This window comes from Brenneria populi, from assembly GCF_036016195.1.
Taxonomy (GTDB): domain Bacteria; phylum Pseudomonadota; class Gammaproteobacteria; order Enterobacterales; family Enterobacteriaceae; genus Brenneria; species Brenneria populi.
In genome coordinates, this window is record NZ_JAYWTM010000004.1 from 269,326 (window position 1) to 292,876 (window position 23,551).

At 49.8% G+C, this 23,551-nt stretch carries 27 protein-coding genes; 15 read left to right on the forward strand and 12 right to left on the reverse strand.

Annotated elements, in window-relative coordinates; all coding sequences use genetic code 11:
- Window positions 1-51: 51 nt before the first annotated feature.
- A complete protein-coding gene (locus VSX58_RS06035; protein WP_327617306.1) occupies window positions 52-879 on the reverse strand; it encodes a GPO family capsid scaffolding protein in 828 nt (275 codons plus the stop codon).
- 156 nt (window positions 880-1,035) lie between these two features.
- On the opposite strand from VSX58_RS06035, the gene VSX58_RS06040 reads away from it, so the two are divergent.
- From VSX58_RS06040 to VSX58_RS06050, 3 genes are read left to right on the forward strand one after another with little or no spacing between them, the layout of a single operon-like run.
- Entirely contained in the window at window positions 1,036-2,808 is a 1,773-nt protein-coding gene (locus VSX58_RS06040) for a terminase large subunit domain-containing protein (protein ID WP_327617307.1), read from the forward strand.
- The gene (locus tag VSX58_RS06045) at window positions 2,805-3,833 is read left to right on the forward strand and encodes a phage portal protein (protein ID WP_327617308.1); all 1,029 of its coding nucleotides are present in this window, start codon (window positions 2,805-2,807) and stop codon (window positions 3,831-3,833) included. The genes VSX58_RS06040 and VSX58_RS06045 overlap by 4 nt, the downstream gene beginning before the upstream one ends.
- A complete protein-coding gene (locus VSX58_RS06050) occupies window positions 3,830-4,150 on the forward strand; it encodes an ogr/Delta-like zinc finger family protein (protein WP_327617309.1) in 321 nt (106 codons plus the stop codon). Before VSX58_RS06045 ends, VSX58_RS06050 begins: the two co-directional genes overlap by 4 nt.
- Here the strand turns inward: VSX58_RS06050 and VSX58_RS06055 are convergent.
- From VSX58_RS06055 to VSX58_RS06095, 9 genes are all read right to left on the reverse strand, one after another.
- Entirely contained in the window at window positions 4,127-4,336 is a 210-nt protein-coding gene (locus VSX58_RS06055; protein ID WP_327617310.1) for a hypothetical protein, read from the reverse strand. The genes VSX58_RS06050 and VSX58_RS06055 overlap by 24 nt on opposite strands.
- Window positions 4,337-4,425: 89 nt before the next feature.
- Window positions 4,426-6,489 (reverse strand): replication endonuclease, encoded by a 2,064-nt coding sequence (locus VSX58_RS06060; protein ID WP_327617311.1) that lies wholly within the window; start codon window positions 6,487-6,489, stop codon window positions 4,426-4,428.
- A gap of 1 nt (window position 6,490) precedes the next feature.
- Window positions 6,491-7,297: a Dam family site-specific DNA-(adenine-N6)-methyltransferase gene (locus VSX58_RS06065; RefSeq protein WP_327617312.1), complete on the reverse strand. Its 807-nt coding sequence runs from the start codon at window positions 7,295-7,297 to the stop codon at window positions 6,491-6,493.
- Window positions 7,294-7,527: a DUF2732 family protein gene (locus tag VSX58_RS06070; RefSeq protein ID WP_327617313.1), complete on the reverse strand. Its 234-nt coding sequence runs from the start codon at window positions 7,525-7,527 to the stop codon at window positions 7,294-7,296. The genes VSX58_RS06065 and VSX58_RS06070 overlap by 4 nt, the downstream gene beginning before the upstream one ends.
- Before the next feature lie 72 nt (window positions 7,528-7,599).
- Window positions 7,600-7,950: a hypothetical protein gene (locus VSX58_RS06075; protein WP_327617314.1), complete on the reverse strand. Its 351-nt coding sequence runs from the start codon at window positions 7,948-7,950 to the stop codon at window positions 7,600-7,602.
- A gap of 2 nt (window positions 7,951-7,952) precedes the next feature.
- Window positions 7,953-8,153: a phage filamentation protein Fil family protein gene (locus tag VSX58_RS06080; protein WP_327617315.1), complete on the reverse strand. Its 201-nt coding sequence runs from the start codon at window positions 8,151-8,153 to the stop codon at window positions 7,953-7,955.
- Window positions 8,154-8,169: 16 nt separating this feature from the next.
- Window positions 8,170-8,436, reverse strand: coding sequence for a hypothetical protein (locus VSX58_RS06085; RefSeq protein WP_136165379.1), 267 nt, complete (start codon window positions 8,434-8,436; stop codon window positions 8,170-8,172).
- A gap of 13 nt (window positions 8,437-8,449) precedes the next feature.
- Window positions 8,450-8,956: a phage regulatory CII family protein gene (locus VSX58_RS06090; protein ID WP_327617316.1), complete on the reverse strand. Its 507-nt coding sequence runs from the start codon at window positions 8,954-8,956 to the stop codon at window positions 8,450-8,452.
- Window positions 8,957-8,989: 33 nt separating this feature from the next.
- A complete protein-coding gene (locus VSX58_RS06095) occupies window positions 8,990-9,235 on the reverse strand; it encodes a regulator (protein ID WP_136165377.1) in 246 nt (81 codons plus the stop codon).
- Between the two features lie 115 nt (window positions 9,236-9,350).
- Here VSX58_RS06095 and VSX58_RS06100 point away from each other — a divergent pair, with 115 nt between their 5' ends.
- From VSX58_RS06100 to VSX58_RS06120, 5 genes are all read left to right on the forward strand, one after another.
- Window positions 9,351-9,914: a phage repressor protein CI gene (locus tag VSX58_RS06100; RefSeq protein ID WP_327617317.1), complete on the forward strand. Its 564-nt coding sequence runs from the start codon at window positions 9,351-9,353 to the stop codon at window positions 9,912-9,914.
- Between the two features lie 79 nt (window positions 9,915-9,993).
- A complete protein-coding gene (locus tag VSX58_RS06105) occupies window positions 9,994-11,058 on the forward strand; it encodes a hypothetical protein (protein WP_327617318.1) in 1,065 nt (354 codons plus the stop codon).
- A 36-nt stretch (window positions 11,059-11,094) separates the two neighbouring features.
- On the forward strand, window positions 11,095-12,168 hold the full coding sequence (locus VSX58_RS06110; protein ID WP_327617319.1) for an N-acetyltransferase: 1,074 nt from the start codon (window positions 11,095-11,097) through the stop codon (window positions 12,166-12,168).
- Window positions 12,146-12,517 (forward strand): ASCH domain-containing protein, encoded by a 372-nt coding sequence (locus VSX58_RS06115; RefSeq protein WP_327617320.1) that lies wholly within the window; start codon window positions 12,146-12,148, stop codon window positions 12,515-12,517. The genes VSX58_RS06110 and VSX58_RS06115 overlap by 23 nt, the downstream gene beginning before the upstream one ends.
- A gap of 111 nt (window positions 12,518-12,628) precedes the next feature.
- The gene (locus VSX58_RS06120) at window positions 12,629-13,633 is read left to right on the forward strand and encodes a phage integrase (protein WP_327617321.1); all 1,005 of its coding nucleotides are present in this window, start codon (window positions 12,629-12,631) and stop codon (window positions 13,631-13,633) included.
- A gap of 298 nt (window positions 13,634-13,931) precedes the next feature.
- Here the strand turns inward: VSX58_RS06120 and ubiF are convergent, their stop codons facing one another.
- Window positions 13,932-15,098: a 3-demethoxyubiquinol 3-hydroxylase gene (ubiF, locus tag VSX58_RS06125; RefSeq protein WP_327617322.1), complete on the reverse strand. Its 1,167-nt coding sequence runs from the start codon at window positions 15,096-15,098 to the stop codon at window positions 13,932-13,934.
- Window positions 15,099-15,471: 373 nt separating this feature from the next.
- Between ubiF and miaB the strand changes: the two genes are divergently transcribed.
- The 6 genes from miaB (at window position 15,472) to VSX58_RS06155 (ending at window position 22,527) form a co-directional block, all read left to right on the forward strand.
- The gene (gene miaB, locus VSX58_RS06130) at window positions 15,472-16,896 is read left to right on the forward strand and encodes a tRNA (N6-isopentenyl adenosine(37)-C2)-methylthiotransferase MiaB (RefSeq protein WP_327614739.1); all 1,425 of its coding nucleotides are present in this window, start codon (window positions 15,472-15,474) and stop codon (window positions 16,894-16,896) included.
- 201 nt (window positions 16,897-17,097) lie between these two features.
- On the forward strand, window positions 17,098-18,153 hold the full coding sequence (locus tag VSX58_RS06135) for a PhoH family protein (RefSeq protein WP_327617324.1): 1,056 nt from the start codon (window positions 17,098-17,100) through the stop codon (window positions 18,151-18,153).
- Window positions 18,150-18,629, forward strand: coding sequence for an rRNA maturation RNase YbeY (ybeY, locus tag VSX58_RS06140; protein ID WP_327617325.1), 480 nt, complete (start codon window positions 18,150-18,152; stop codon window positions 18,627-18,629). The genes VSX58_RS06135 and ybeY overlap by 4 nt, the downstream gene beginning before the upstream one ends.
- A gap of 210 nt (window positions 18,630-18,839) precedes the next feature.
- Window positions 18,840-19,718 carry a CNNM family magnesium/cobalt transport protein CorC gene (corC, locus tag VSX58_RS06145; protein WP_327614742.1) on the forward strand — a complete coding sequence of 293 codons (879 nt, stop codon included), beginning with the start codon at window positions 18,840-18,842 and terminating at the stop codon, window positions 19,716-19,718.
- A gap of 7 nt (window positions 19,719-19,725) precedes the next feature.
- Window positions 19,726-21,255 (forward strand): apolipoprotein N-acyltransferase, encoded by a 1,530-nt coding sequence (lnt, locus tag VSX58_RS06150; protein WP_327617326.1) that lies wholly within the window; start codon window positions 19,726-19,728, stop codon window positions 21,253-21,255.
- A gap of 375 nt (window positions 21,256-21,630) precedes the next feature.
- Window positions 21,631-22,527: an amino acid ABC transporter substrate-binding protein gene (locus VSX58_RS06155; RefSeq protein ID WP_327617327.1), complete on the forward strand. Its 897-nt coding sequence runs from the start codon at window positions 21,631-21,633 to the stop codon at window positions 22,525-22,527.
- Here VSX58_RS06155 and VSX58_RS06160 read toward each other — a convergent pair.
- Window positions 22,496-22,783, reverse strand: a complete 288-nt coding sequence (locus VSX58_RS06160) for a hypothetical protein (protein WP_327617328.1) — start codon at window positions 22,781-22,783, stop codon at window positions 22,496-22,498. The two genes, VSX58_RS06155 and VSX58_RS06160, sit on opposite strands and share 32 nt — an antisense overlap.
- 26 nt (window positions 22,784-22,809) lie before the next feature.
- On the opposite strand from VSX58_RS06160, the gene VSX58_RS06165 reads away from it, so the two are divergent.
- Window positions 22,810-23,550: an amino acid ABC transporter permease gene (locus VSX58_RS06165; protein WP_327617329.1), complete on the forward strand. Its 741-nt coding sequence runs from the start codon at window positions 22,810-22,812 to the stop codon at window positions 23,548-23,550.
- Window position 23,551 lies beyond the last annotated feature (1 nt).

Consider the following 23,551-nt stretch of genomic DNA (forward strand, 5'->3'; position numbering starts at 1 on the left):
TTGGCGAAATAAAAGTAAATGAAATAATCGACTGCCTATTACCGCGACGAATTAAACCAAATGGCTAAAGCGTTTTTCTTTCTCGCCAATTTTACGTTGCGGTAACTTGGTGATTTTTTCATCCAGCTTGCCAAAGTTTTTAATAATCTGCGGCAGGTTATTGCGCAGGGTGGCAAATTCCTGCGTATCGACGACTTCTTTCACCACGTCCAGATCTTCCTGTACTTCTTCCTGTCCGGTTTCCAGCGCATCCACACGTTCTTCCAGTGCGGTTAAGGCTTCCGCCAGCGCCTGCAATTTATCGCCGCCCCCTTCATTGCCTGCGCTTTCTTCCTCAGCAAAATTTTTCGGTTTAATACCGAACAGGCTATGCCACGTCTTTTTTTCTTCCTTTGCCATCGTCTTTCCTTTAATTTCCTTAACTTCATCAATCACCAGCGGCTTTAACGCGCCAAACAGGCGATTCCCTTTTCTGCCTTTGCTAAAGTGAAGGCGTGTTGTGCCAACACTGGCAGGGGTATTGGTGACACCTAATCCTTGCAGATAGTGTTTTCCCGTTCCACGCCAGTTACCGTCCGGCGTCAGTTCCACCGAGCAAAATATCATTTGGCCGTCCCGATTGGCCTGCAACAAGTAGTTATTTGGTCGCAGTTGCGCATACAACCGCATTAACCCGTCATCGCCATCTTCCGCCTTAACGGCCAATACCTCCCCCATATTGCCGAACCATTTTTCATGTTCCGGCCAAATTAGGGCGGTATAAAGCGCAGGATCGTAAAGCTCGGCGGCATCAATTAACCACTGGCGTTCCATTTGCCGTTTATCAACGGTTTCACCTTCCGTGGCAATACAGATCCAGTTAGTCATTAACTGCGACATTATTATTTTCCGTTTCGTTGCGACAAATGGATTATTGACGAATAAAAATAACGCGGCGAGGAATTTAATTCTTATACATTCGGCTATTCATCCTTTCCCGAATATCTCCGACTTAACACAAAATAAATAATAAAAATAACACCGCATAATAGCGGCATGGCCAAATATTCCGATGAATTAATAGGTGTGGCGCGGGCGCTCTATTTAAAAAGAGCGACACCTAAAGAAATTGCCGCTGATTTAAATCTGCCGAATGCGCGGATGGTTTACTACTGGGCGCAAAAATTTAGCTGGTCTGATTTGCTCAGCCATGAAAGTACAGAAGAAGCGATCGAGCGCCGTTATCAATTACTGGTCGGGCGCGATAATAAAACCGAACTGGAGTTAAAAGAACTCGATACGCTGATCGCTCACGCCGTGAAGCTGCGGGCGCAGAGTAATAAACATAAGGAAAAGCTGGCAGAAGCCAAAAACAGCCGTCAGTGCGGCAGATATGAGGAAGACGACGAGCGCCCCGCGAAAAAACGCCAGTACCGCAAGAATGATATTTCCAGCCTAAGCAAAGAGGATTTTGACGCCTGGGTGGAAGAACACCTTTTCGGCTATCAGAAACACCTACGCGCCAATATTGGCGAGGCAGTGCGCAATATCCTGAAAAGCCGCCAAATCGGGGCGACCTGGTATTTCGCCTTTGAAGCCTTTGAAAACGCGGTTCTGACCGGCGATCCGCAAATCTTCCTGTCAGCCAGCCGCGCCCAGGCGGAAGTGTTTCGCTCCTACATCGTCAATATTGCGCAGCAATATTTTGATATCACCCTGACCGGCAACCCGATCCGCCTCAGTAACGGGGCAGAACTGCGTTTCCTGTCCACCAATAAAAACACCGCGCAATCGTATAGCGGGCATCTGTACTGCGACGAATATTTTTGGGTGCCAAACTTTGCCCGCCTCAATGAAGTGGCCAGCGCAATGGCCACCCATGACAAATGGCGCACCACCTATTTTTCCACGCCCAGCGACAAAACCCATCAGGCTTATCCGTTCTGGACAGGCGAGGAATGGAAGCGCGGCAACAAGAAACGCGCCGGGGTTATATTCCCCGACTTTGACGAACTGCGCGACGGCGGGCGGCTCTGTCCTGACGGCCAGTGGCGCTACGTTATCACGATGGAAGATGCGATCCGCGGCGGGTTCAATCTGGCCAGCCTCGATAAGCTGCGCAACCGCTACAACGTGGACACGTTCAACATGCTGTATATGTGCGTGTTTGTGGACAGCAAAGACGCGGTATTTAGCTTTGACGACCTGGAGCGCTGCGGCGTAGATCCGGAAATCTGGCAAGACCATGACCCCAAAGCCCCGCGGCCCTTTGGCAACCGGGAAGTTTGGGGCGGCTATGACCCCGCCCGTTCCGGTGACCTGTCCACCTTTGTGATCGTCGCCCCGCCCGTTTTTGAAGGCGAAAAATTCCGGGTACTGCGGGTAATCAACTGGCAGGGAATGAACTTTCGCTATCAGGCCAACCAGATTAAAAAACTATTCCAGCAATACAACTTTACCTATATCGGCGTGGACATTACCGGCATCGGTACCGGCGTATTTGAAAATATCCAGTATTTTGCCATGCGCCAGGCAACGGCCATTCGCTATGGCGTGGAAACCAAGAACCGCCTGGTGATGAAAGCCGCTGACGTAGTGGAAAGTAAGCGTATCGAGTGGGATCAGGATGAAAAGGCGATCCCCGCCTCGTTTATGGCCATCAGAAAAACCACCACGGCCAGCGGCAACGGCATGACCTTTGTTGCTGACCGCAGCGCCGAAACCGGCCACGCGGAGGCGTTCTTTGCTATCGCTCACGCGCTGGACAATGAGCCGCTGAACTATGAGAACAAGCCCCAATCACGATGGAGATTAAAAAAGGCAGCATGAAAAGGAAAGCACAACGACGCGGACAGGAAGCCCAAAACGCCCCGCGCAAAAAAATGAGCATCATCACGTTTGGCAAACCTGAGCCGGTATTAACCACCGGCACGGATTACCGCGATATCTGGTATGACAATAATTTCGACCACTACACGTTACCCATTGACCGCCTAGCCCTGGCGCAGCTTATCAACCTGAACGGCCAACATGGCGGGATTGTCTACGCCCGCCGCAATATGGTGATATCGGATTATCAGGGCGGCGGCTTGACGCATGATGAGATCGGATCGGCGGTGTTCGACTACCTCACCTTTGGCGATATCGCCATTCTGAAAGTGCGTAACGGCTGGGGTGTCGTGGTTGACCTAGTGCCTCTGCCCGCGCTCTATACCCGACACCGTAAAACTGGGGAATTTGTGGTATTGCAGGACGGCGAACCGCTGGTTTACCCGCCAGAGGATGTAATTTTTATCAAGATGTACGACCCGCAACAGCAGATCTACGGCCTGCCGGACTATATCGGCGGTATCCATTCCGCGCTGCTGAACAGTGAAGCGGTGATTTTCCGCCGCCGCTACTATCACAACGGGGCGCATACGGGCGGCATTCTCTATACCAGCGATCCGAATATGACGGATGAGATTGAAGAGGAAATCGAAAGGCAGTTAACCAGCAGCAAGGGGATCGGCAACTTCTCCACCATCCTGGTAAACATCCCTAACGGCGATAAAGAAGGCGTCCAGTTTATCCAGATGGGCGATATCAGCGCCAAAGATGAGTTTGCCAACGTGAAAAACATCAGCGCCCAGGATGTACTGAACGCTCACCGCTTCCCGGCTGGATTGTGCGGCATTATCCCGCAGAATGCCGCAGGGCTAGGCGATCCTGAGAAAGCCCGCGATACGTACCGAAAAGATGAAATTATCCCGATACAGCGCCGCTTTCGTGACGCTATCAGCGCCGATCGTGAAATTCCGGCACATTTACACCTAATTTTTAGTGATGACACAACAAAGTCAGGTGCGGCATGAGGCGAAAACCGTTAAAATTCCAACAGTTTGATTTGCTTGGAGCCAGAAACATGCGCGTAATGAAAGTATTCTGCCCTGAATGTAACGGCAAGGCGGTGATCCGCAAAACTGTGCGTAAACACCGCCATATCTCCGATTTGTATTGTGCCTGTTCGGATGTGGAATGCGGTCACACCTTTGTATTGAATGTGACCTTTTCACATACGCTTAGCCCCAGTGCCAAATCTCAAGACAGCTTATTAAAGGGGATTGTTGATAACTTAAACCCTGAACGGCGTCAGATGTTGTTAACCCTATTGCAAAGCCCTGCGGCCTGAATTGCCCCCGTTCTGGGGGTTTTTATTTCCGTACTCATCCAGCCGACTAACTAATTCCCTTGTCAATTCTGCAATCCAATTAATCGCCAATTCGCGATCGGCATCATCACACTGGCGTTCCGTCACCAACCGCGCCACTAAATCAATACGCTGCAACACCAGCGTTTCAAAAAGCAAATCCGGCACAAATCCCCCTCAACATCACTGTATATATAAACAGTATATCAAAATGTTTCTGAATTAATACTATATAAGCTAACGGTTTCTTTACGTATCTATCCTGTCGTCCAATTCCACCCTGGCCACAAATCGCAATCCGTTGATTTTTCAACCTCATTTAACTGACCGTTAGCCATCTTCAGCATACGATCCCCTTCTATCGCCAGATTACCGCCCCGTAAAAGGATGTTAATCTGCTCATTATTTCCGCTAAAACCCCGCCCTTTTAACAACTCCGATAATCGTCGCCAGCTCCCCGGCGTACAGTTATTGACAGAACTCCAAGGGGCGGCGTCGCCGCCAGAAAAACCCGCCTCCGCTGACGCTTCGGCCAACTTCGGGACAATATTCCACTTAACCAGACGAGTAACGACCTCCGATGCCTCCCCCAGCAGCGGCGAATAAATACCCTGTACGCGCTGCACGTCCTCCGCGTATTGGTTGCCCTGCTCGGTGATTTCGTAGGCCAGACGCACGACAAGATTGTCGCGTGATACCAATGCCCCACCCTGCGCCTGGGTGTAGGCCGCCCAATCGCCTACATCAGCCGCCGCCAGCACAGCATCCATTCGAGCATCATCAAGCTGGATATCACGCAGGCGGCGCAGTTCACGATAAACCGTTACCGGCGCACCGCCGATTTGCTGAAACTGTCGGATACGCCAGCGTGACGCCCAGGCGGAAACCGCTTTTGACATATCTTTCAGGCTTTCCCCGGTTTCATCGTCGTTTTCGTCGTCCAGGGCAAAGCCATCAATATTTTTTGAAATGTATTTGGCGATATAACCGGTTGCCGAACCTTTGGAGGGATCGATAGGTTCGACGTGAAAACGCGCCTTTAATGCCCTTTCACTTTGTAGTTCTTCGGAATCTTCAAGACGGGCGTAATAGCACATAATGTCGCGCACCTGATCGACATGTTCAGGTTGCATAAACAGCAACATATGCCAGTGCGGTGTACCATCGTGATGCGGCTCGACGACGCGAAAACCGAATACGCTGATTTCCTCACGCGATAATGCGGCGCGGATTTTCGCCCACACGCGACAAAGGTACTTTTGCGTGTCTCGCGGGTTAGCGCCATTCCACTGGCTAACGAAACCACCGCCGCTATGTACGGCATGATATTTTGACGGCGCGGTGACGGTGTAAAACTCCCCCGCACAACCCATTTCATTGGCCAGATCTTCAAAGCCGCGCATTCTGACCATTAATTCACAGCGGCGTATGGCCGGATTGGCATTACTGCCGTTCACCATATCGTTTAAAGAAACACGCTCGCCGGTTTCAGGATTTTCGAGATCGAACGTTTTAAAAAACTCACGGTTACGCTTTTTTTGTGCAATCCATTCGCCCAGCGTAGTGCGGGAAACATACGCGGATGCCGCCTTTTGCACCTGCCCAACTGCAATAGCCATATGCTCACGTTGCAGATCGCGGCGGTGCTTTATACGCACACGCCACCATTCCGGCGACATCATGCGTAATAGGCCGGATTCAGCGCTATGCGTTGGCAGCGGCCTACGACCTTTGACGAACTGCGCCCAATATGGCGGCTGAGTACCCGCCTGTAGCGTCAGCCGTCCCAAGTGACGAAATGCCAACAGGGTGATATCTCGCATATCCAGATCGGCAGCATTCTTAATGCCGCGCTCGGTATAATCTCTAAAGCTGGCTGCCATAAAATCAGCCAACAGGACAGACAGGCGGCGGATATCATCGCGGTCATAGGTCGGCAGTCTTTCCAGATCACCAGAGAATGGAAATGGAATATCGCCAGCGGACAGGAATGTTGTTTGATAGCGCGGCAACACTTTGCGCAGGCGTGGCAATACGCTTTCACCCAACGTACGGCGTAAAAACGTATTGGCTCGGCGGCGGCCTTTGTGTTCATCGGATTTAAACAGGGTTTCATAGCGCTGACCAAAATACTTGGCCAGGTAATCCGGCAGGTCGGCAAAATACGGATGCCGCCAGTCATGATCGGTCTTATCTACATGCCAAAGAATGCGCTCAACGTAGCTCACCCCGCCCGGTACACCAGGAGAAAATTGCTCACGCTGCCAGTTAAGGGCAGCGTGATAGGCTCCGTTGTGTTCTTCGGTTTGTAAAAGGGGCATATTACTGCCCCATCGTCGCAATCACTTCATCAGCACGGCTGCGATTACCGTTGGCGCTGATCGTGCGCGGGGCGGTGATATGATGGATTTCAAAACCAGCATATAAACCGGCATCAGCGGCAATACGACTATTTGAAGCAATTACAGGTCTTCCACTTCTGGCGACAGAAGCCAACTTTGTGGCCAAACGGTACTGATCGTGTTTGGTGAATCCATCAGTATGGTATTGGGTGAAATTGGCCGTATCTGAGGTTGGCATATAGGGCGAATCGCAGTACACAACATCACCCGGACGAACCAAATCCAGAGTTTCGCCAAAGTCGCAGCACAGGAACGTAGCCCGCTGGGCTTTTTCAGCGAAAAGGCGGATCTCTTTTTCGGGGAAATACGGCGTTTTGTATTTGCCGTAAGGAACGTTAAATTCACCTCTTTTGTTGTACCGGCACACACCATTAAAGCAATGGCGATTTAAATAAAAGAACAATAGCGATTTACGATAAATATCTATGACAAAATTAAACTCAAGACGACTCTGATAATAGCTATATTCATCATTGAGTATGTCAAACATCCCCCGCGCATCGGCAAGAAAAGATTCCGGCAGACTTTTAATGCACAGATAAAGGTTGATCAGATCGGGATTGATATCCGCGATCAGGTATTCGTCATAGTCCGTGTTCAACATGACAGCACAGGAACCGGCAAACGGTTCAACCAGCCGTTTCCCGGCTGGCAAATGTTCACGCAGCGTTTCCATAATGCGGGCTTTGCTGCCCGCCCATTTCAGTGGAGTGCCGTTAATACTCATATGCAAAGCTCCTGCGCTGAATGTTCAAAACGCACAGCCTCTTTATGTAAAAGCTCAATAATTTCCGTTGCGGTAAACTCTTTTTGCTTAGCATGAATAGATAGCGCTTCAAGACGCAGAGAAAAGGCTAAATGCTGGTCTTTCTTTTCATCCAGACGCGCTTTATTCAGCAGGGAAATCAACACATCGTTATTGGCTACTTTCATGTTTCTTGTTTCAATGTTTCTCATGGCTTTTTCCTGTTTTCAGGTAATACGAATCCCCGGCCAATTAAGGCTGTAAAAAGAAATACGTATTACGGGTTAATTAATAGACTGGTTTTCTTTCAGTTCCGTTTCAGGTTCGGAGCAACCGACAACAAACACACTTCGCCCGAAATGCCCTGGCTGAAATGCGGCGGTTTTCTCATACATGCGGCGCAAACTTAAGATTCCGCCCCACAACACACGCCGCTGATTAACGTCAAAATCAGCCCAGTTATAGCCAACATGGCGTTTTCCCAGCTTCGGGCGGCAATGGAAGATCAGATCTTCGCGTTCGCGCTGCGTGGCTGACTCCCAAAACAATTGCGCCGGGTTATCCGTTCCTGAAATCATACGGCGCAGCGATTTAAGCTGTGCGGGCAATTCCAACACTCCATTTGCAGAAATCATGATTACCCCCTTAACCCCATCAGACGACGCCACCATGAACGGCGCTTAATACGTACATGCGGCAAACGTCCCTTGCCAAACTGAACACGACAGGCAGACGGTTGCCAGCGTTGACCATTAGGTAACTCAATCCAGCCGTGGCCATGATTCGCCAGTTGCGGCGTGGGTGACTGGCTTTTAAGTAAACGAGCAATAGAAATCATATGGTTCCCCTTTACGTTAACGTCTTTTCGCCCAGGTAGCCGCAAACTCTGGCGGATGCGACATCCCATGCGAATACCATTGGTTCGCGTGGATTTTTATAAATTGGTACAGCGGGTAATTGAGGTAATAAACCGCATCGGCCAGCACCTCCAATGACGATAAAACGCTAATCTTGCAATATCCGTTATCATTACCGGCCTCGCGTTGCGCGGGAGGCTGAGATAAAAAGCTGTTCGCCGCATCATCAGCAGCTTGCAGCCATATTTCTGGGTTATGTTGCATCACTATTCCCCCCTCACGCTAAACCCGGCACAGCACCAGAACTCAGTACATCCACGGCTGCGGCCATCATCGGGGTTGATTGGAATCGGGCTTCAACAGAAAGCACGATCAGCGATAGATTGCGGATCGCGCTGTTTGCCCGGTTGAGAATGGCGTTTTTACGCGCCTGTGACATAGGTACGGTTGATACTGCTTCCCCAGCGATCGCGCCCACGTCCGCCGTGGCGCTTAACGCGAACACCGGCACATTGTGTGAACTTGCCTCGTTACGAGGTACAGACGGCAAGCAGTTAATTTGCAGCAGCAGCCCATCCAGCAAGGTGGCATCTTCCGTATGATCGGTAATAGCCAGCAGTTCACTACACGTTAACCGGTGCGGTTGCTCCGGGTTCAGTTTGTTACGCAATACCTGTGAACGGACACCAACGGCAGATGCGATCTCTTCAAGGTTGTGCGCCAACGCAAACGCTCGGCAAGCGGCATCAAAATGCGGGTGTTTAGAGATTTGATAATCAAACATGGCAACCCCCTGTTCTCTCTCTCAGAATCGCAATCAGGGATTCAAGGTCACTGAGGCATAGTGGCTTTCGCTGACTGCCCGCAGGAGCAGATCCACCATGTTGATTTCAAGCAGGCCGTTAGCTTTGGATTTACCCGGCTTTAAGACCTTTTTCTTAATGGGCAAGCGGCCATCATTGGCCATTGCTCTGGCCGTAGTCATCTTGGTGCCAGTACGGCGGCAATACTCTTCGAGAGTGATGTACGGTTCAGGAATTGAAATTGTAATGTTCGTGCTCATGATGCAAAATCCTATATTTAGTGTTATTCAGCGTTATATGTTTGCTTTTGGAATCTAAGCAAATACTACGATCGCTTTTGGAATCCGTCAACCACAAGATTGCTTTTGGAATCATATGAATTTAACTAACGGTGGTCGTGCTGCCATTGAACGCCTCGTAGAAGCCTATGGATTTGGTACAAGGCAAGCGCTAAGTGATCATTTGGGTGTATCAAAAAGCACTCTAGCAACCCGCTACATGCGGGATATCTTCCCTTCTGATTGGGTCATCCAATGTGCCTTAGAAACTGGGGTATCCCTCCAGTGGCTCACTACAGGTAACGGCCCGATGTATGAAGATGGGAAGAACGATATCGTCAGTATTCCGCGCTTCAAGTTACAGAGCGGTGCGCTTTTGCAATCAAATTATTATCTGTTTGATAAAGCGTTCCTGCCCGATGGATTGCAAGATCCGATCGTTATCGTAGATAGTGATGTGACCTACATTGCCGATCGTAAGTTTGATGAAGTGACAGACGGCAAGTGGTTGGTTGAGATTGAAGGAAAAACCAGCGTTCGCGATCTGACCCGTATCCCTGTAGGCAAAGTGCGCGTTAGCGGGGTTGGTATGGCGTTTGATTGTGGATTGGATGATATTAAATTTTTATCGAAAATAACCATAGATTGCAAAAAGTCATAAAAAACAATAGATTAAAAAACACAAAGAAAAATAAATGGCGGAGATTATCCTATTCACCTAATATTATATGGAGATAGTTATGTCATGTAGTTTTGCTGTCTGGGGATGCAAAGATTACAGCACATTCCCTGATTATGGTGGTAAGCACGATCCATTTATCAAAGAATTGCATATTAATTTCTGGAACATAAACTCAAAAAAAATATATTGCCTCGATTTTGGCTTGGCATTTACAATGCCTAATTCTAGTGACATCGCAGATAAAGGCTCCATATGTGTTTTCTTTCCCTTTAAAAAGAGAAAGGAAGATCTGAATGATTTAAGTAGTAATCTGGATAAGAATAGAGATCTAGTTACCTCTGTATTTAATGAATACTTAATTAAAAGTGAAAATATTGCAAGTAAGTTTTTAAAACTAGAACTTACTAATAAGGGCAGTATAGTCATGAATACAAAATTAGATTTTATTAATGGTAACCTTGATCAAAGAGTAAAAGTTGAGAATAGAAGTGATGGAACGCTTGTTATATTTAAATTAAAAGGGTGTTTATCACGAGAGAAAGATTGTGTACATTACATTAGGTTTAGAATTTTCTTAAATGAACAAGAAACAAAAAAAATAGTGAAAACTTTTTACCCATCCGATAGTTTTCTTAAAAGCAACCTTGAGCGTTCAGACATCATTGATTTCAGGGTAAATGAACAGAGGAATTTACCATCAGAAATATCCTCAACGCTTGCATGTTCATCTTGTACTCCTCAAAAATATCATTTTTTTGTTATAAGAGATATGAATGATGAATGTTCTTTATCAGGAAATAATTATCAAGGATGCAGAATTCTAGAGTCAGAAACATGGGGTAAATATTTCACTAATAAAATTTCTTTTGGAAAAAATGATCCTATGATTTATCATTGGAAAATTACTCATAATGACGATAAAAGACTCAGTGATTTTTCGGCTGTTGCAAAATTTAAAAACACGAAAGCCAAGATTACAAAAATATTAGCATATATCTTTTATGGTCTTGCTATTTCTTTTATGATGAAATATGTACCTACGCATAGTAACGAACTAGGTTATGCAATATTAATACTGCTAATTTCGTATATTTCAATCCACTTTTTTAAATATCGAAAATAAATCATTTAAGATAAATTTTATAGAAGGGCTAGAACAGTGGAAAACTTAAAGTATATCTCTTTCAATCAAGTAGATTTTTCTGATCCTTTTTTTGACTCATTAAAAAATGACTATGCTCATGGGTTTGTCGAATGGTTTGAAAAAAAATCCACATCCCCAGACGAGTTAGCATATGTTTTATATGATGATTATGGCAAGATTGATGGTTTCATGTATTTGAAAATTGAAATGGGAATCGTTAATGATGTCGCACCTAATCTCACCTCAAATAAGCATCTTAAAGTCGGTACATTTAAATTCAATCCTAAGGGTACTCTACGTGGTCAACGATTTTTAAAAAAAATCTTTGACCATGCTCTAAAAGACAGCGTTGATGATATTTATGTTACGATTTTTGACAAACATGATTATCTGATTAGACTTTTCCAAATTTATGGTTTTGTTAATGTGGGAAAAAAAACCTCTGCTAACGGAATAGAAAATGTACTCGTTAGAGAAATGAATGCTAACCATCTTACCGGTGATTTATTATCTGACTATCCTTATATCAATAACAGGAATAAAGAAAGGAAATTTATTTTATCTATTTACCCTACCTTTCATACACGATTATTCCCAGATTCAAAACTCATCACCGAATCACCTGATATTGTGGCCGACGTATCTCATACTAATAGTATCAGGAAGATATATATATGCGCAATGGCTGATGTAGCCAATATGAATCCCAATGACATTATAATAATATATAGAACAAATGATAATAAAGGCCCTGCTTATCATCGCTCAGTTGTTACTTCACTTTGTGTCGTGGAAAAAGTAAGAAATATAAATTCATTTATCACTGAAAAAGAATTTTTAGAATATTGTTCAAAGTATAGCGTATTTACAAAATCTGAATTATGCGGTTTTTATAAAACGAAAAAATACCCATATATAATTAGTTTTACTTACAACTTAGCTTTACCAAAAAGACTCAATCGTGCTAAACTCATCAATGATGTTGGGCTAAATCCAAATGCATATTGGGGTGTAATGGAATTAACTGATAGTCAATTTGATAACATAATAAATTTAGGTGAAGTCAATGAAAGTATTATTGTCAATTAAGCCAGAGTTTGTTGAAAAAATACTTGATGGCTCAAAAAGGTTTGAGTTCCGTAAGGGTATTTTTAAGAACCCCGATGTTAAATCAGTGGTTATTTATTCTACAATGCCTGTAGGTAGGGTTGTTGCGGAATTCGACATTGACGATGTTATTGAAGACAAACCATCTAAGGTATGGAATAAGACGAAAAAACATGCAGGGATAAGCAAAAATTTCTTTGATGAATATTTTGGCAGCAAAGAGAAGGCTTTTGCTATAAAGATTGGTGACTTACGTGTTTATGATACCCCCCTACAACTCAGCGCATTAGGTGAAAACATCACCGCCCCTCAATCATACCGTTACCTCTAAATAGTAGGTGGCCTCTCGCCACCTACTACATGTTTTACCCTAGCAATATCAAACATTGACCACTGTTTTTATATACAGTAAAAATACAGCCCTCAGTTAGCAGGGGGCTGTATGGCAGTTCGTAAACAAGCATCAGGAAAATGGATGTGTGAGTGCTACCCACACGGACGCGAAGGCAAGCGGGTGCGCAAGCAATTTGCCACCAAAGGGGAAGCTGTCGCCTTTGAACGCTTTACCATGGAACAGGAAGAAAAAAAGCCGTGGACGGCAGAGAAGCGCGACACACGCAAGCTATCTGACTTGATTGATGTGTGGTATCGCGCCCACGGCATCACGCTGAATGATGGCGAAGGTAGAAAGAGTATTCTTGATTGTGCCGCCGCCTCATTGGGCGATCCGTTGGGAACCGATTTTACCGCCCGCGATTTTTCCGTTTACCGAGAAAAACGGCTTAACGGTGAAATATCTCATAATGGCCGTGACGCCAAAATCAGCCCAACCACCGTTAACCGTGAATTGTCGTATTTTCGGGCGCTGTTCAACGAACTGGCTCGACTGGGCGAATGGAACGCAGCGAACCCGTTAGAAAGCGTGCGGCCTTACAAAACCTCTGAAAGTGAAATGGCCTTTTTGCAGAAAGACCAGATCGCCAGGCTGCTGCACGAATGCGAAGCCAGCAAAGCCAAAGACCTGTTATTGATTGTTAAGCTGTGTTTGTCTACCGGTGCGCGTTGGTCAGAAGCGGAAGAGTTAACCCGCTTCCAGCTATCGCCTTATCGAATCACCTTTACCAAAACCAAAGGCAAGCGCAACCGAACGGTACCAATCAGCGAAACGCTGTATAACGCCCTCCCTAAGAATAACGGGCGATTGTTTAGCGGCTGCTATAACGCGTTCAGGAAGGCAATGGAACGGGCTGATATTGTGCTACCTGCTGGCCAGTGTTCCCACGTTCTGCGCCACACCTTTGCCAGCTACTTTATGATGAACGGCGGTAATATTCTGGTACTGCAACGCATCCTCGGCCACACCGATATTAAGATGACGATGCGTTACGCCCACTTTAGCCCCAACCACCTGGAGGACGCACTACGCCTCAACCCGCTGGCTTCCTGAATGGCGGCAAAAGTGGCGGCAGCGCAAATATTTAACACTGGATAAATAACCATATAAAAATCATAACCCAATGTATTTAATGTAATTAGTTGATTTTATTAGGTCACTCTACGGATTCTGATTCCGGCATTCCCAGGTTCGAATCCTGGTACCCCAGCCAAATAAAGCTGGTAAAACAGCAAGATACGGGGCGGCAGTCGCAAGACGCCGCCCCGTTTTCTTATGCGCGGCGGCGGTAAACCTAACATGGCCTTAAAGAAGGGACGCCGTTTGCGTCCCTTAAAACTGCTGGCAAGCATCAAACGCCGATGGCGTACTTCAGCGCCCGCTGTTTCAGCGCGCCGGCGCGCTGCGCGGCCATCAGAGCCAAATTGCGGGCCACGTTCAGCGGCGGCGACGCATTGCTGAACGCGTTGTAGAACAAATCCATTCCGCTTTGCATCAACAGATTATCCGGCATACGGCGGCGCTGATAGCGGCGCAATATCGCTTCCGAATACCAACTTTCACCGGCGTCGCGGGCTTTAATCAGCACGTCCAACAGGGCTTCCACATCCCGGTAGCCCAGGTTAACGCCCTGCCCCGCCAGCGGATTAATGGTATGCGCCGCGTCGCCCAGCAACGCCAGCCCCGGCTGTACATAGCGCTGCGCGTGACGGCGCGTCAGCGGGAACGATCCGGCCGCCAGCGAGGTAACGCTCCCCAGGCGTTCGGGGAAGGTTGCCGCAATCTCTTTATCCAACTGCGTTAACGGCAATGCCTGAAGCTGACGGATCCGCTGCGGGCTGTCGTACCACACCAGCGATCCCCAATGGTCGAATAGCGGCAAGAAAGCGCGCGGACCGGCAGGCGTAAACTGCTGCCAGGTGACGTCCTGCTGCGGCGACGGCATCTCAACGCTGATCAACATGCAGGCGTGACGATACTGCCAGCCATTGATGCCGATTCCCGCCCGCTGCCGCACCTGAGAATCGGCGCCGTCAGCGCCAACCAGCAGCGTTGTCGTCAGACTCTGTCCGTCATCCAGCGAGAGACGCCAGCCTTCTGCCGTGCGCTGCATGCTTTTCAACCGATTCGGGCAGTACCATCGGCAGTTTTCAAGCTCGCGCGACGACGCCCATAACGCCAGTTGCAACACCCGATTTTCCACCATGAAACCCAGTTCAGGCACATGAATATCCGCCGCGTCGAAAACCACGCGGGCATTATCCCATTCCCAGGTTTCCAGGCGGCGATACGGCGCGCTGCGCATCCGCTCAACCCGCTCCCAGGCCCCCAGTTGCTTCAACAGCGCGACGGACCCATAGCCGATGGCCGAAATACGCAGATCCGGCGGGCTGCCGGCGGCAAAAGGCGCCGGCTGTTCGTACTCAACCACCGCCACCTGAAAACCATTTCGGGCCAATCCTAATGCGGCGGCGGCTCCCACCATTCCGCCGCCGACGACGATCGCATCATAATGCATACCGGTTTTATCCCTAATCTGTCTATATCCGTCATACTTCGAGCTGCCTATGCGTTGGCTTTGTTACTCGCTCCCACCATGGAGATCGCCCCTTCGGGATCAGCGCAAGCGGCGTTCAAAAACGCTTTGGCATTTTTGTCCTGCAGCTCGAATTATTTAGGGTATATGCTTGGTAACAGCAACGAAAACACTGACAGGCAGTGTACTGGATTTCACCGGACTTTTTCAGTACGGCCTAAAATGTTATAGAAGCGCCGCGCTTTTTTATAAAGACGTACTTTGCGGATGCTGGTCACAACGCCAGCAAAAGATTACAATACGCGCCCCCAATAAAGGGAAAGCTTTCTTACCCGCACTGAGTAATGGCAAGTCGATGACAAAAAAACTGCATATTAAAACCTGGGGCTGTCAAATGAACGAATACGATTCGTCCAAGATAGCCGACTTACTGGGAAGTACGCACGGTTATGAACTGACCGAAGTCGCGGAACAGGCCGATGTTCTGCTGCTGAATACCTGTTCCATCCGCGAAAAAGCGCAGGAAAAGGTTTTCCATCAACTTGGTCGCTGGAAAGCGCTGAAAGAGAATAACCCGGACCTGATTATCGGCGTGGGCGGCTGCGTGGCGTCGCAGGAAGGCGCGCACATTCGCGAACGCGCGCACTATGTCGACGTTATTTTCGGCCCGCAGACGCTGCACCGCCTGCCGGAAATGATTAACCACGTGCAGGGCACCCGCAGCCCCATCGTCGATATCAGTTTCCCTGAAATCGAGAAGTTTGACCGGCTGCCGGAACCGAAGGCGGAAGGCCCGACCGCGTTCGTCTCCATCATGGAAGGCTGCAATAAGTATTGCACCTATTGCGTCGTGCCCTATACCCGCGGCGAAGAGGTCAGCCGCCCGTGCGATGACGTGCTGTTTGAGATCGCGCAGTTGGCGGCACAAGGCGTACGCGAAGTCAATCTGCTGGGGCAGAATGTCAACGCCTACCGCGGAGCGACCTACGACGGCGAGATCTGCTCGTTCGCGGAACTGCTGCGTCTGGTGGCGGCGATTGACGGTATCGACCGTATTCGTTTCACCACCAGCCACCCGATTGAGTTCACCGACGATATCATCAGCGTCTACGAAGATACGCCGGAGCTGGTGAGTTTTCTTCATCTGCCGGTGCAAAGCGGCTCGGATCGCGTGCTGACGATGATGAAACGCAGCCATACCACGCTGGAATATAAATCGATTATCCGCAAGCTGCGCAACGCGCGCCCCGGTATTCAGATAAGCTCCGACTTTATCGTCGGTTTTCCCGGCGAGACCCAGGCCGACTTCGAACAGACCATGAAGCTGATCGCCGACGTCAACTTCGACATGAGCTTCAGCTTTATTTACTCCGCCAGACCGGGAACCCCGGCGGCGGACATGGTGGACGACGTCTCGGAAGAAGAGAAAAAGCAGCGTCTGTATATCCTGCAGGATCGCATCAGCCAGCAGGCCATGCAGTACAGCCGACGTATGCAGGGCACCATCCAGCGTATTCTGGTGGAGGGCACGTCGCGTAAAAGCGTTATGGAGTTGTCGGGACGCACGGAGAACAACCGCGTGGTTAATTTCGAAGGAACGCCTGATATGGTCGGTAAATTCGTCGATGTGGAAATCGTCGACGTTTACCCCAACTCCTTGCGCGGCATTGTGGTGCGCACCGAAGATCAGATGGATCTGCGCGTGCATGAATCGCCCTCTGCGGTGATTGCCCGCACCCGTAAAGAAAACGAAATCGGCGTGGGCATCTATCAGCCCTAATCGTCGCCATCACGGCAAGCGATACCTGTATTGCGGGTGGCATTGCCACCCCTTTTTTTTTGCGAATCGCCACCCCAATATCGATATTGCGACTTGCGCCATCCGTCATTAGCGATAAATAATCCCTGCATATGGCGCATCGAAAACTGCGCGTCCGACAACAGGTCTTCGACTTGTCCGATAAAGCCAAAGAGGAATAATTTGAACGTAACGACAAAAGAGATTGCCCTTGAACCCGCAGACAACCAGCGCCTGCTTAGCCTCTGCGGACCGTTTGACGACAACGTTAAGCAGTTGGAACGCCGCCTGGGTATCGAAATCAATCGGCGGGATAACAAATTCAAGCTGGTAGGCAAAGCGGTCTGCGTTGACGCTGCAGCCGATATCCTGAAGCATCTATATGTCGATACCGCCCCGGTGCGCGGCACCACCAGCGACATTGATCCCGAGCATATTCACCTCGCCATCAAAGAGTCGCGCGCGCTGGAACAATCGGCCGAAAGCGTCCCCGACTACGGCAAAGCGGTGAATATTCAAACCAAACGCGGCGTGATCAAACCGCGTACGCCCAATCAGGCGCAGTACATCGCGCATGTGCTCGATCATGACATCACGTTCGGCATCGGGCCGGCGGGTACCGGGAAGACCTATCTGGCGGTCGCCGCGGCCGTCGATGCCCTGGAGCGCCAGGAGATCCGCCGTATCCTGCTGACGCGCCCGGCGGTTGAAGCCGGCGAAAAACTGGGGTTTCTGCCCGGCGATCTGAGCCAGAAAGTCGATCCCTATCTGCGCCCGCTGTACGATGCCCTGTTTGAAATGCTGGGATTCGAAAAAGTCGAAAAGCTGATCGAACGCAATGTGATCGAAGTGGCGCCTCTGGCCTACATGCGCGGCCGTACGCTGAACGATGCGTTTATCATTCTGGATGAGAGCCAGAACACCACCATCGAACAGATGAAGATGTTTCTGACGCGCATCGGCTTTAATTCCAAAGCGGTCATCACCGGCGACGTCACGCAGATTGACCTGCCGCGCAACCAGAAATCCGGCCTGCGTCATGCCATCGAAGTCTTGGCCGACGTCGAGGAGATCAGTTTTAACTTCTTCAGCAGCGAAGATGTGGTGCGCCACCCGGTGGTAGCCCGGATCGTTAATGCGTATGAAGCCTGGGAAACCGCCGATCAGAAACGTAAGGACGCCTTGGCGGAACAGCGTAAACAAGAAGCGCAGTCCGCTGCGGAGCAGGAACACAAATGAGTCAGGTTATCCTTGATTTGCAAATCGCCAGCGAGCAGGCTCAGGGGTTGCCTGACGAAAAGGATTTTCAACGCTGGCTGGAAGGGGTGCTGCCCCAGTTTCAGGCGTTATCGGAAGTCACTATCCGTATCGTGGACGAAGCGGAAAGCCGGCATCTGAATCACACCTACCGGGGCAAAGATAAGCCGACCAATGTGCTTTCATTTCCATTCGAAGCGCCGCCGGAGGTTGAACTTCCCCTGCTGGGCGACCTGATTATCTGCCGCCAGGTGGTTGAGCGGGAAGCCGTCGAGCAGGAAAAAACGCCGGAGGAGCACTGGGCGCATATGGTTGTCCATGGTAGTCTGCATCTGCTAGGGTACGACCATATCGAAGACGACGAAGCCGAAGAGATGGAAGCGCTGGAAACGGAAATCATGCAAAATATGGGATATGCCGATCCCTATCTTGCGGAAAAAGACGGCTTTGCTGAATAATAAACGGCCGTGCTGGCTATCAGGGAAAATCGCCCGCAGGGCGTTTTCCCGGCGAACCTTGCTATCATCGTGATTCGGCCGCGGCCGCAATAATGAAATAATTCTGTATTACAACGTTAAGTTGTTTACTTTCCACGTCAGTCAGGCGACGCCGTTCTCCCGCTCTGCTGATTACGATTCATCAACATGAGAGATTTTAATTAAAACGCCATGAGCGACGACCATTCTCAAAACAGCGATAGCCCCAGTCCCAAAAAGGGATTCTTTTCTCTTATCCTCAATCAGCTTTTTCACGGCGAGCCCAAAGATCGTAACGATCTGCTGACGCTGATCCGTGATTCGGAACAGAACGATCTTATCGATCCGGAAACCCGCGATATGCTTGAAGGCGTGATGGATATCGCCGAGCAGCGCGTGCGCGACATCATGATCCCACGTTCGCAGATGATTACCTTAAAGCATAACCAAACGCTGGAAGAGTGCCTGGACGTCATTATCGAATCCGCCCACTCCCGCTTTCCGGTCATCAGCGAAGATAAAGATCATATCGAAGGCATTCTGATGGCGAAAGATCTGCTGCCCTTTATGCGCAGCGATTCCGAGCCCTTCAGCATGGATAAGGTATTGCGTTCCGCCGTCGTCGTGCCGGAAAGTAAGCGCGTTGACCGGATGCTGAACGAGTTCCGCTCGCTGCGCTATCACATGGCCATTGTGATTGATGAATTCGGCGGCGTGTCCGGGCTGGTCACCATTGAAGATATCCTTGAGTTGATCGTCGGCGAGATTGAAGACGAGTATGACGATGAAGAAGATCGCGATATTCGCCAGCTTAACCGTCAGACCTATACCGTCCGCGCGCTTACCGATATCGAAGATTTCAATGAGGCCTTCGGCACGCAGTTCAGCGATGAAGAGGTCGATACCATCGGCGGTTTAATCATGCAGTCGTTCGGGCACTTGCCCGCGCGCGGAGAAACCATTGAGATAGAAGGCTATCTGTTTAAAGTCGCGATGGCCGACAGCCGACGTATTATTCAGGTACACGTCAGAATTCCTGACAACGCGCCTCAACCTCAACTGGAAGACTAATTTCATAATGGCTCTAGCCTCTCTTTTTCAACGCCAGCAGATTCGCGCCCTGCTGGCGCTTTTGTGTGGCGCCTGCGGCACGCTGGCATTTTCTCCCTTTGATTTCTGGCCCGCCGCGCTTATCGCCTTGATGGGACTGCAGGCGCTCACCCTGAACCGCAGCGTGCGTCAGTCGGCCTGGCTCGGTTTTTATTGGGGTGTTGGCCTGTTCGGCAGCGGCGTAAACTGGGTGTATGTCAGCATTGCCCAGTTCGGCGGCATGCCCGAAGCCATCAATATCGGGCTGGTGGCGCTACTGGCCGCCTATCTGGCGCTCTATCCCCTGATCTTTTCCGCGATCCTCACGCGGCTGTGGCCGAAAACCACCTGGTGGCGGCTGGCTATCGCTGCGCCGGCGCTGTGGCAACTGACTGAATTTCTGCGCGGATGGGTATTGACCGGGTTTCCGTGGCTACAGTTTGGCTATAGCCAGATTGACGGGCCGCTGAAAGGGATCGCGCCGCTGCTGGGCGTCGACGCCATCACGTTCCTGCTGATGAGCATCAGCGGCCTGCTGGTTTTCGCCCTGAGTCAGCGCCGCGTCGGGCCGGCGCTTATCGCTATCGCGATGCTGGCGCTGCCGTGGCCGCTGCGCGGCATTCACTGGTTCAACCTGCTGCCTGAACGCGCGGTAAACGTCGCGCTGGTACAGGGGGATATCCCTCAGGAACTGAAATGGAATCCGGAACAGCTACAGGATACGCTGCGAATTTATCTGGATAGCAGCCTACCTTATATGGAGAAAGCGCCGATTATCATCTGGCCGGAGTCGGCCATTCCCGATATCGAAAGCCGCCAGGGGGCTTATCTTTCCCAGATAGACGGTATTCTGCGCAGGTACGATAGCAGCCTGGTCACCGGCATCGTCGATGCGCGTCAACGCGGATCGCAGTATGACTTTTACAACAGCATTATCGTGCTGGGCGATAAAACGCCCTATCATTATCCAACAACCAATCGCTACAACAAGAATCACCTGGTTCCTTTCGGCGAGTTTGTTCCTTTGGAAGCACTGTTGCGACCGCTGGCGCCGCTATTCGATTTACCGATGTCCTCATTCAGCCGCGGCGATTATATTCAGCCGCAATTAAGCGTTCACGGCTATAAGCTGACCGCGGCCATCTGCTATGAAATTATTCTTGGACAACAGATGCGGGATAATTTCCGCGCGGATACCGATATGCTGCTCACCATCTCGAACGACGCCTGGTTCGGCCACTCCATCGGACCGTGGCAGCATTTCCAGATGGCCCGCATGCGCGCGCTGGAGCTGGGCCGCCCGTTGATGCGCGGCACCAACAATGGCGTGACCGCAGTCATTGCCCCCGACGGTGAAATCAGCGCCAGCCTGCCGCAGTTTACCCGTGCGGTATTGGACGCGCAGGTCGTTCCCGCCTCCGGGCTTACGCCTTACGCCCGCTTCGGCTCCTGGCCGCTATGGATTATCACTCTGCTATGCGGATTTGCCGCCGCGATCTTTAGCCAGCGCCGCCGTTAACCCCCCTCCCCCAAGCTAAAGGCATGTTAACGCATGCCTTTAGTTATTTATGGCATGATCTTTGCCTGTTAAATATATGGTAAATGGTTGTCTCGACGTTTTTTTATCGTTTCGCACAGAGACGGCACATATTTAGGGCAAGGATTGCACCAAATATGTGCACAATGGTTTTCTTGCCGTTATCTGGTGCAAAGCGAGTCGCAAAAAACAAACATTTATACATCAAGTTATTTACAATGAGCTATTTTTTAACAGTATACGTCGTTACTTCGCTCTTTAGCGGTGCATGATTTTTGTACCAGGGAAGTATCTGAACGTCATCATTAGTTTAGCGCCATCACTACAGCGCCATCACTACAGCAAAGGAGTTCAAACATGCAAATGCGTAAACTGGCACTATCGCTGCTTCTACTGAGTACCACAGCCAGCCTGGCCCAGGCGGAAGATCTGACTGGCACGCTGAAAAAAGTAAAAGATAATGGCGTTATCGTTATCGGCCATCGTGAATCGTCAGTTCCTTTCTCTTACTATGACAACCAACAGAAAGTCGTCGGCTACTCTCAGGCTTATTCAGATAAAATCGTAGAAGCGGTGAAGAAAAAACTGGATGCCCCTAATCTCCAGGTCAAACTGCTGCCTATTACCTCTCAAAACCGTATTCCGCTGCTGCAGAACGGAACCTTCGATCTGGAATGCGGCTCGACGACCAATAACCTGGAGCGTCAGAAGCAAGCGGCGTTCTCCAACACCATTTTCGTCGTCGGCACCCGTCTGCTAACGAAAAAAGACTCCGGCATTAAAGACTTCCCGGATTTGGCCGGCAAACCCGTTGTCGTGACCTCCGGCACCACCTCTGAAATTCTGCTGAACAAGCTGAATGACGAAAAACAGCTGAAGATGCGCATTATCAGCGCCAAAGATCACGGCGACTCTTTCCGCACGCTGGAAAGCGGCCGCGCCGTCGCCTTTATGATGGATGACGCATTACTCGCCGGCGAACGCGCCAAGGCCAGAAATGCGGGCCAGTGGGACATCGTCGGCACCGCGCAGTCGGAAGAAGCCTACGGCTGTATGCTGCGTAAAGACGATCCTCAGTTCAAGCAGCTGGTTGATGAGACCATCGCCGAAGTGCAAACCTCCGGCGAGGCTGAAAAATGGTTCGATCGCTGGTTTAAGCAGCCGATTCCGCCCAAAAACCTCAATTTGAACTTTGAGCTGTCTGACGAAATGAAAGCCCTGTTCAAAGCGCCAAACGATAAGGCATTAAACTAATTAATAAAGAAAATAAGGGCAGAATCGCCTGCCCTATGATTGCTGATTCGCGGCAAGGCAGACGGACAGCGATGGTCGTTCCCCATCGCCATGCATATCCAATAAATTTTGAGATGCAAAAAAACGGCAACGAGTAAATCCGCCAGCGCTTGCTCTGGTCAACGGCCGGACGAGCGATGGCGCGATAAACACCCATGCGCCTGCAACTTGAAAGATTATGGGTAGTACGCCGCTCATCAATCTTCAGGGTAGCCACGCTGCCCTTTTTTACCGGAGTTTGTTATGTCAATAGATTGGAATTGGGGCATATTTCTGCAAGAAGCTCCATTCGGCAATACCACCTATCTGGGGTGGATATTGTCCGGCCTGAAGGTAACGGTCACATTATCTATATGTGCCTGGATCATCGCGTTTTTAGTCGGATCGCTATTTGGTATCTTACGTACCGTCCCCAACCGTTTCCTGGCGGGAATTGGTACTTGTTACGTTGAACTGTTTCGCAACGTCCCGCTGATTGTACAATTTTTCACCTGGTATTTGGTGGTGCCGGAGCTATTGCCGACCGATATCGGCATGTGGTTTAAGTCTGAACTCGACCCCAATATCCAGTTCTTCTTATCTTCCATGATTTGTCTGGGCCTGTTTACCGCGGCCCGCGTGTGTGAACAGGTGCGCGCCGGCATTCAATCGCTGCCGCGCGGCCAAAAAGCCGCCGGGCTGGCTATGGGGCTGACGCTGCCGCAGACTTACCGCTACGTATTGCTCCCCAACGCTTACCGCGTGGTGGTTCCGCCGTTAACATCGGAGATGCTTAATCTGGTCAAAAACTCCGCCATCGCCTCGACGATCGGGCTGGTGGATATGGCCGCGCAGGCAGGGAAACTGCTGGATTACTCCGCCCATGCGTATGAGTCTTTCACCGCGATTACCCTGGCCTACGTCGGTATCAACATAATCATTATGTTTATCATGCAGCTAGTCGAGCAGAAAATCCGTTTGCCGGGCAATATGGGGAGCAAATAAT

Excerpts from the sequence above, each read along its gene's own strand:
- VSX58_RS06035 (WP_327617306.1), bottom strand. The coding sequence starts at position 879 with ATGTCGCAGTTAATGACTAACTGGATCTGTATTGCCACGGAAGGTGAA.
- VSX58_RS06040 (WP_327617307.1), top strand. The coding sequence starts at position 1,036 with ATGGCCAAATATTCCGATGAATTAATAGGTGTGGCGCGGGCGCTCTAT.
- VSX58_RS06045 (WP_327617308.1), top strand. The coding sequence starts at position 2,805 with ATGAAAAGGAAAGCACAACGACGCGGACAGGAAGCCCAAAACGCCCCG.
- VSX58_RS06050 (WP_327617309.1), top strand. The coding sequence starts at position 3,830 with ATGAGGCGAAAACCGTTAAAATTCCAACAGTTTGATTTGCTTGGAGCC.
- VSX58_RS06060 (WP_327617311.1), bottom strand. The coding sequence starts at position 6,489 with ATGCCCCTTTTACAAACCGAAGAACACAACGGAGCCTATCACGCTGCC.
- VSX58_RS06065 (WP_327617312.1), bottom strand. The coding sequence starts at position 7,297 with ATGAGTATTAACGGCACTCCACTGAAATGGGCGGGCAGCAAAGCCCGC.
- VSX58_RS06070 (WP_327617313.1), bottom strand. The coding sequence starts at position 7,527 with ATGAGAAACATTGAAACAAGAAACATGAAAGTAGCCAATAACGATGTG.
- VSX58_RS06075 (WP_327617314.1), bottom strand. The coding sequence starts at position 7,950 with ATGATTTCTGCAAATGGAGTGTTGGAATTGCCCGCACAGCTTAAATCG.
- VSX58_RS06080 (WP_327617315.1), bottom strand. The coding sequence starts at position 8,153 with ATGATTTCTATTGCTCGTTTACTTAAAAGCCAGTCACCCACGCCGCAA.
- VSX58_RS06085 (WP_136165379.1), bottom strand. The coding sequence starts at position 8,436 with ATGCAACATAACCCAGAAATATGGCTGCAAGCTGCTGATGATGCGGCG.
- VSX58_RS06090 (WP_327617316.1), bottom strand. The coding sequence starts at position 8,956 with ATGTTTGATTATCAAATCTCTAAACACCCGCATTTTGATGCCGCTTGC.
- VSX58_RS06095 (WP_136165377.1), bottom strand. The coding sequence starts at position 9,235 with ATGAGCACGAACATTACAATTTCAATTCCTGAACCGTACATCACTCTC.
- VSX58_RS06100 (WP_327617317.1), top strand. The coding sequence starts at position 9,351 with ATGAATTTAACTAACGGTGGTCGTGCTGCCATTGAACGCCTCGTAGAA.
- VSX58_RS06105 (WP_327617318.1), top strand. The coding sequence starts at position 9,994 with ATGTCATGTAGTTTTGCTGTCTGGGGATGCAAAGATTACAGCACATTC.
- VSX58_RS06115 (WP_327617320.1), top strand. The coding sequence starts at position 12,146 with ATGAAAGTATTATTGTCAATTAAGCCAGAGTTTGTTGAAAAAATACTT.
- VSX58_RS06120 (WP_327617321.1), top strand. The coding sequence starts at position 12,629 with ATGGCAGTTCGTAAACAAGCATCAGGAAAATGGATGTGTGAGTGCTAC.
- ubiF (WP_327617322.1), bottom strand. The coding sequence starts at position 15,098 with ATGCATTATGATGCGATCGTCGTCGGCGGCGGAATGGTGGGAGCCGCC.
- miaB (WP_327614739.1), top strand. The coding sequence starts at position 15,472 with ATGACAAAAAAACTGCATATTAAAACCTGGGGCTGTCAAATGAACGAA.
- ybeY (WP_327617325.1), top strand. The coding sequence starts at position 18,150 with ATGAGTCAGGTTATCCTTGATTTGCAAATCGCCAGCGAGCAGGCTCAG.
- corC (WP_327614742.1), top strand. The coding sequence starts at position 18,840 with ATGAGCGACGACCATTCTCAAAACAGCGATAGCCCCAGTCCCAAAAAG.
- lnt (WP_327617326.1), top strand. The coding sequence starts at position 19,726 with ATGGCTCTAGCCTCTCTTTTTCAACGCCAGCAGATTCGCGCCCTGCTG.
- VSX58_RS06155 (WP_327617327.1), top strand. The coding sequence starts at position 21,631 with ATGCAAATGCGTAAACTGGCACTATCGCTGCTTCTACTGAGTACCACA.
- VSX58_RS06165 (WP_327617329.1), top strand. The coding sequence starts at position 22,810 with ATGTCAATAGATTGGAATTGGGGCATATTTCTGCAAGAAGCTCCATTC.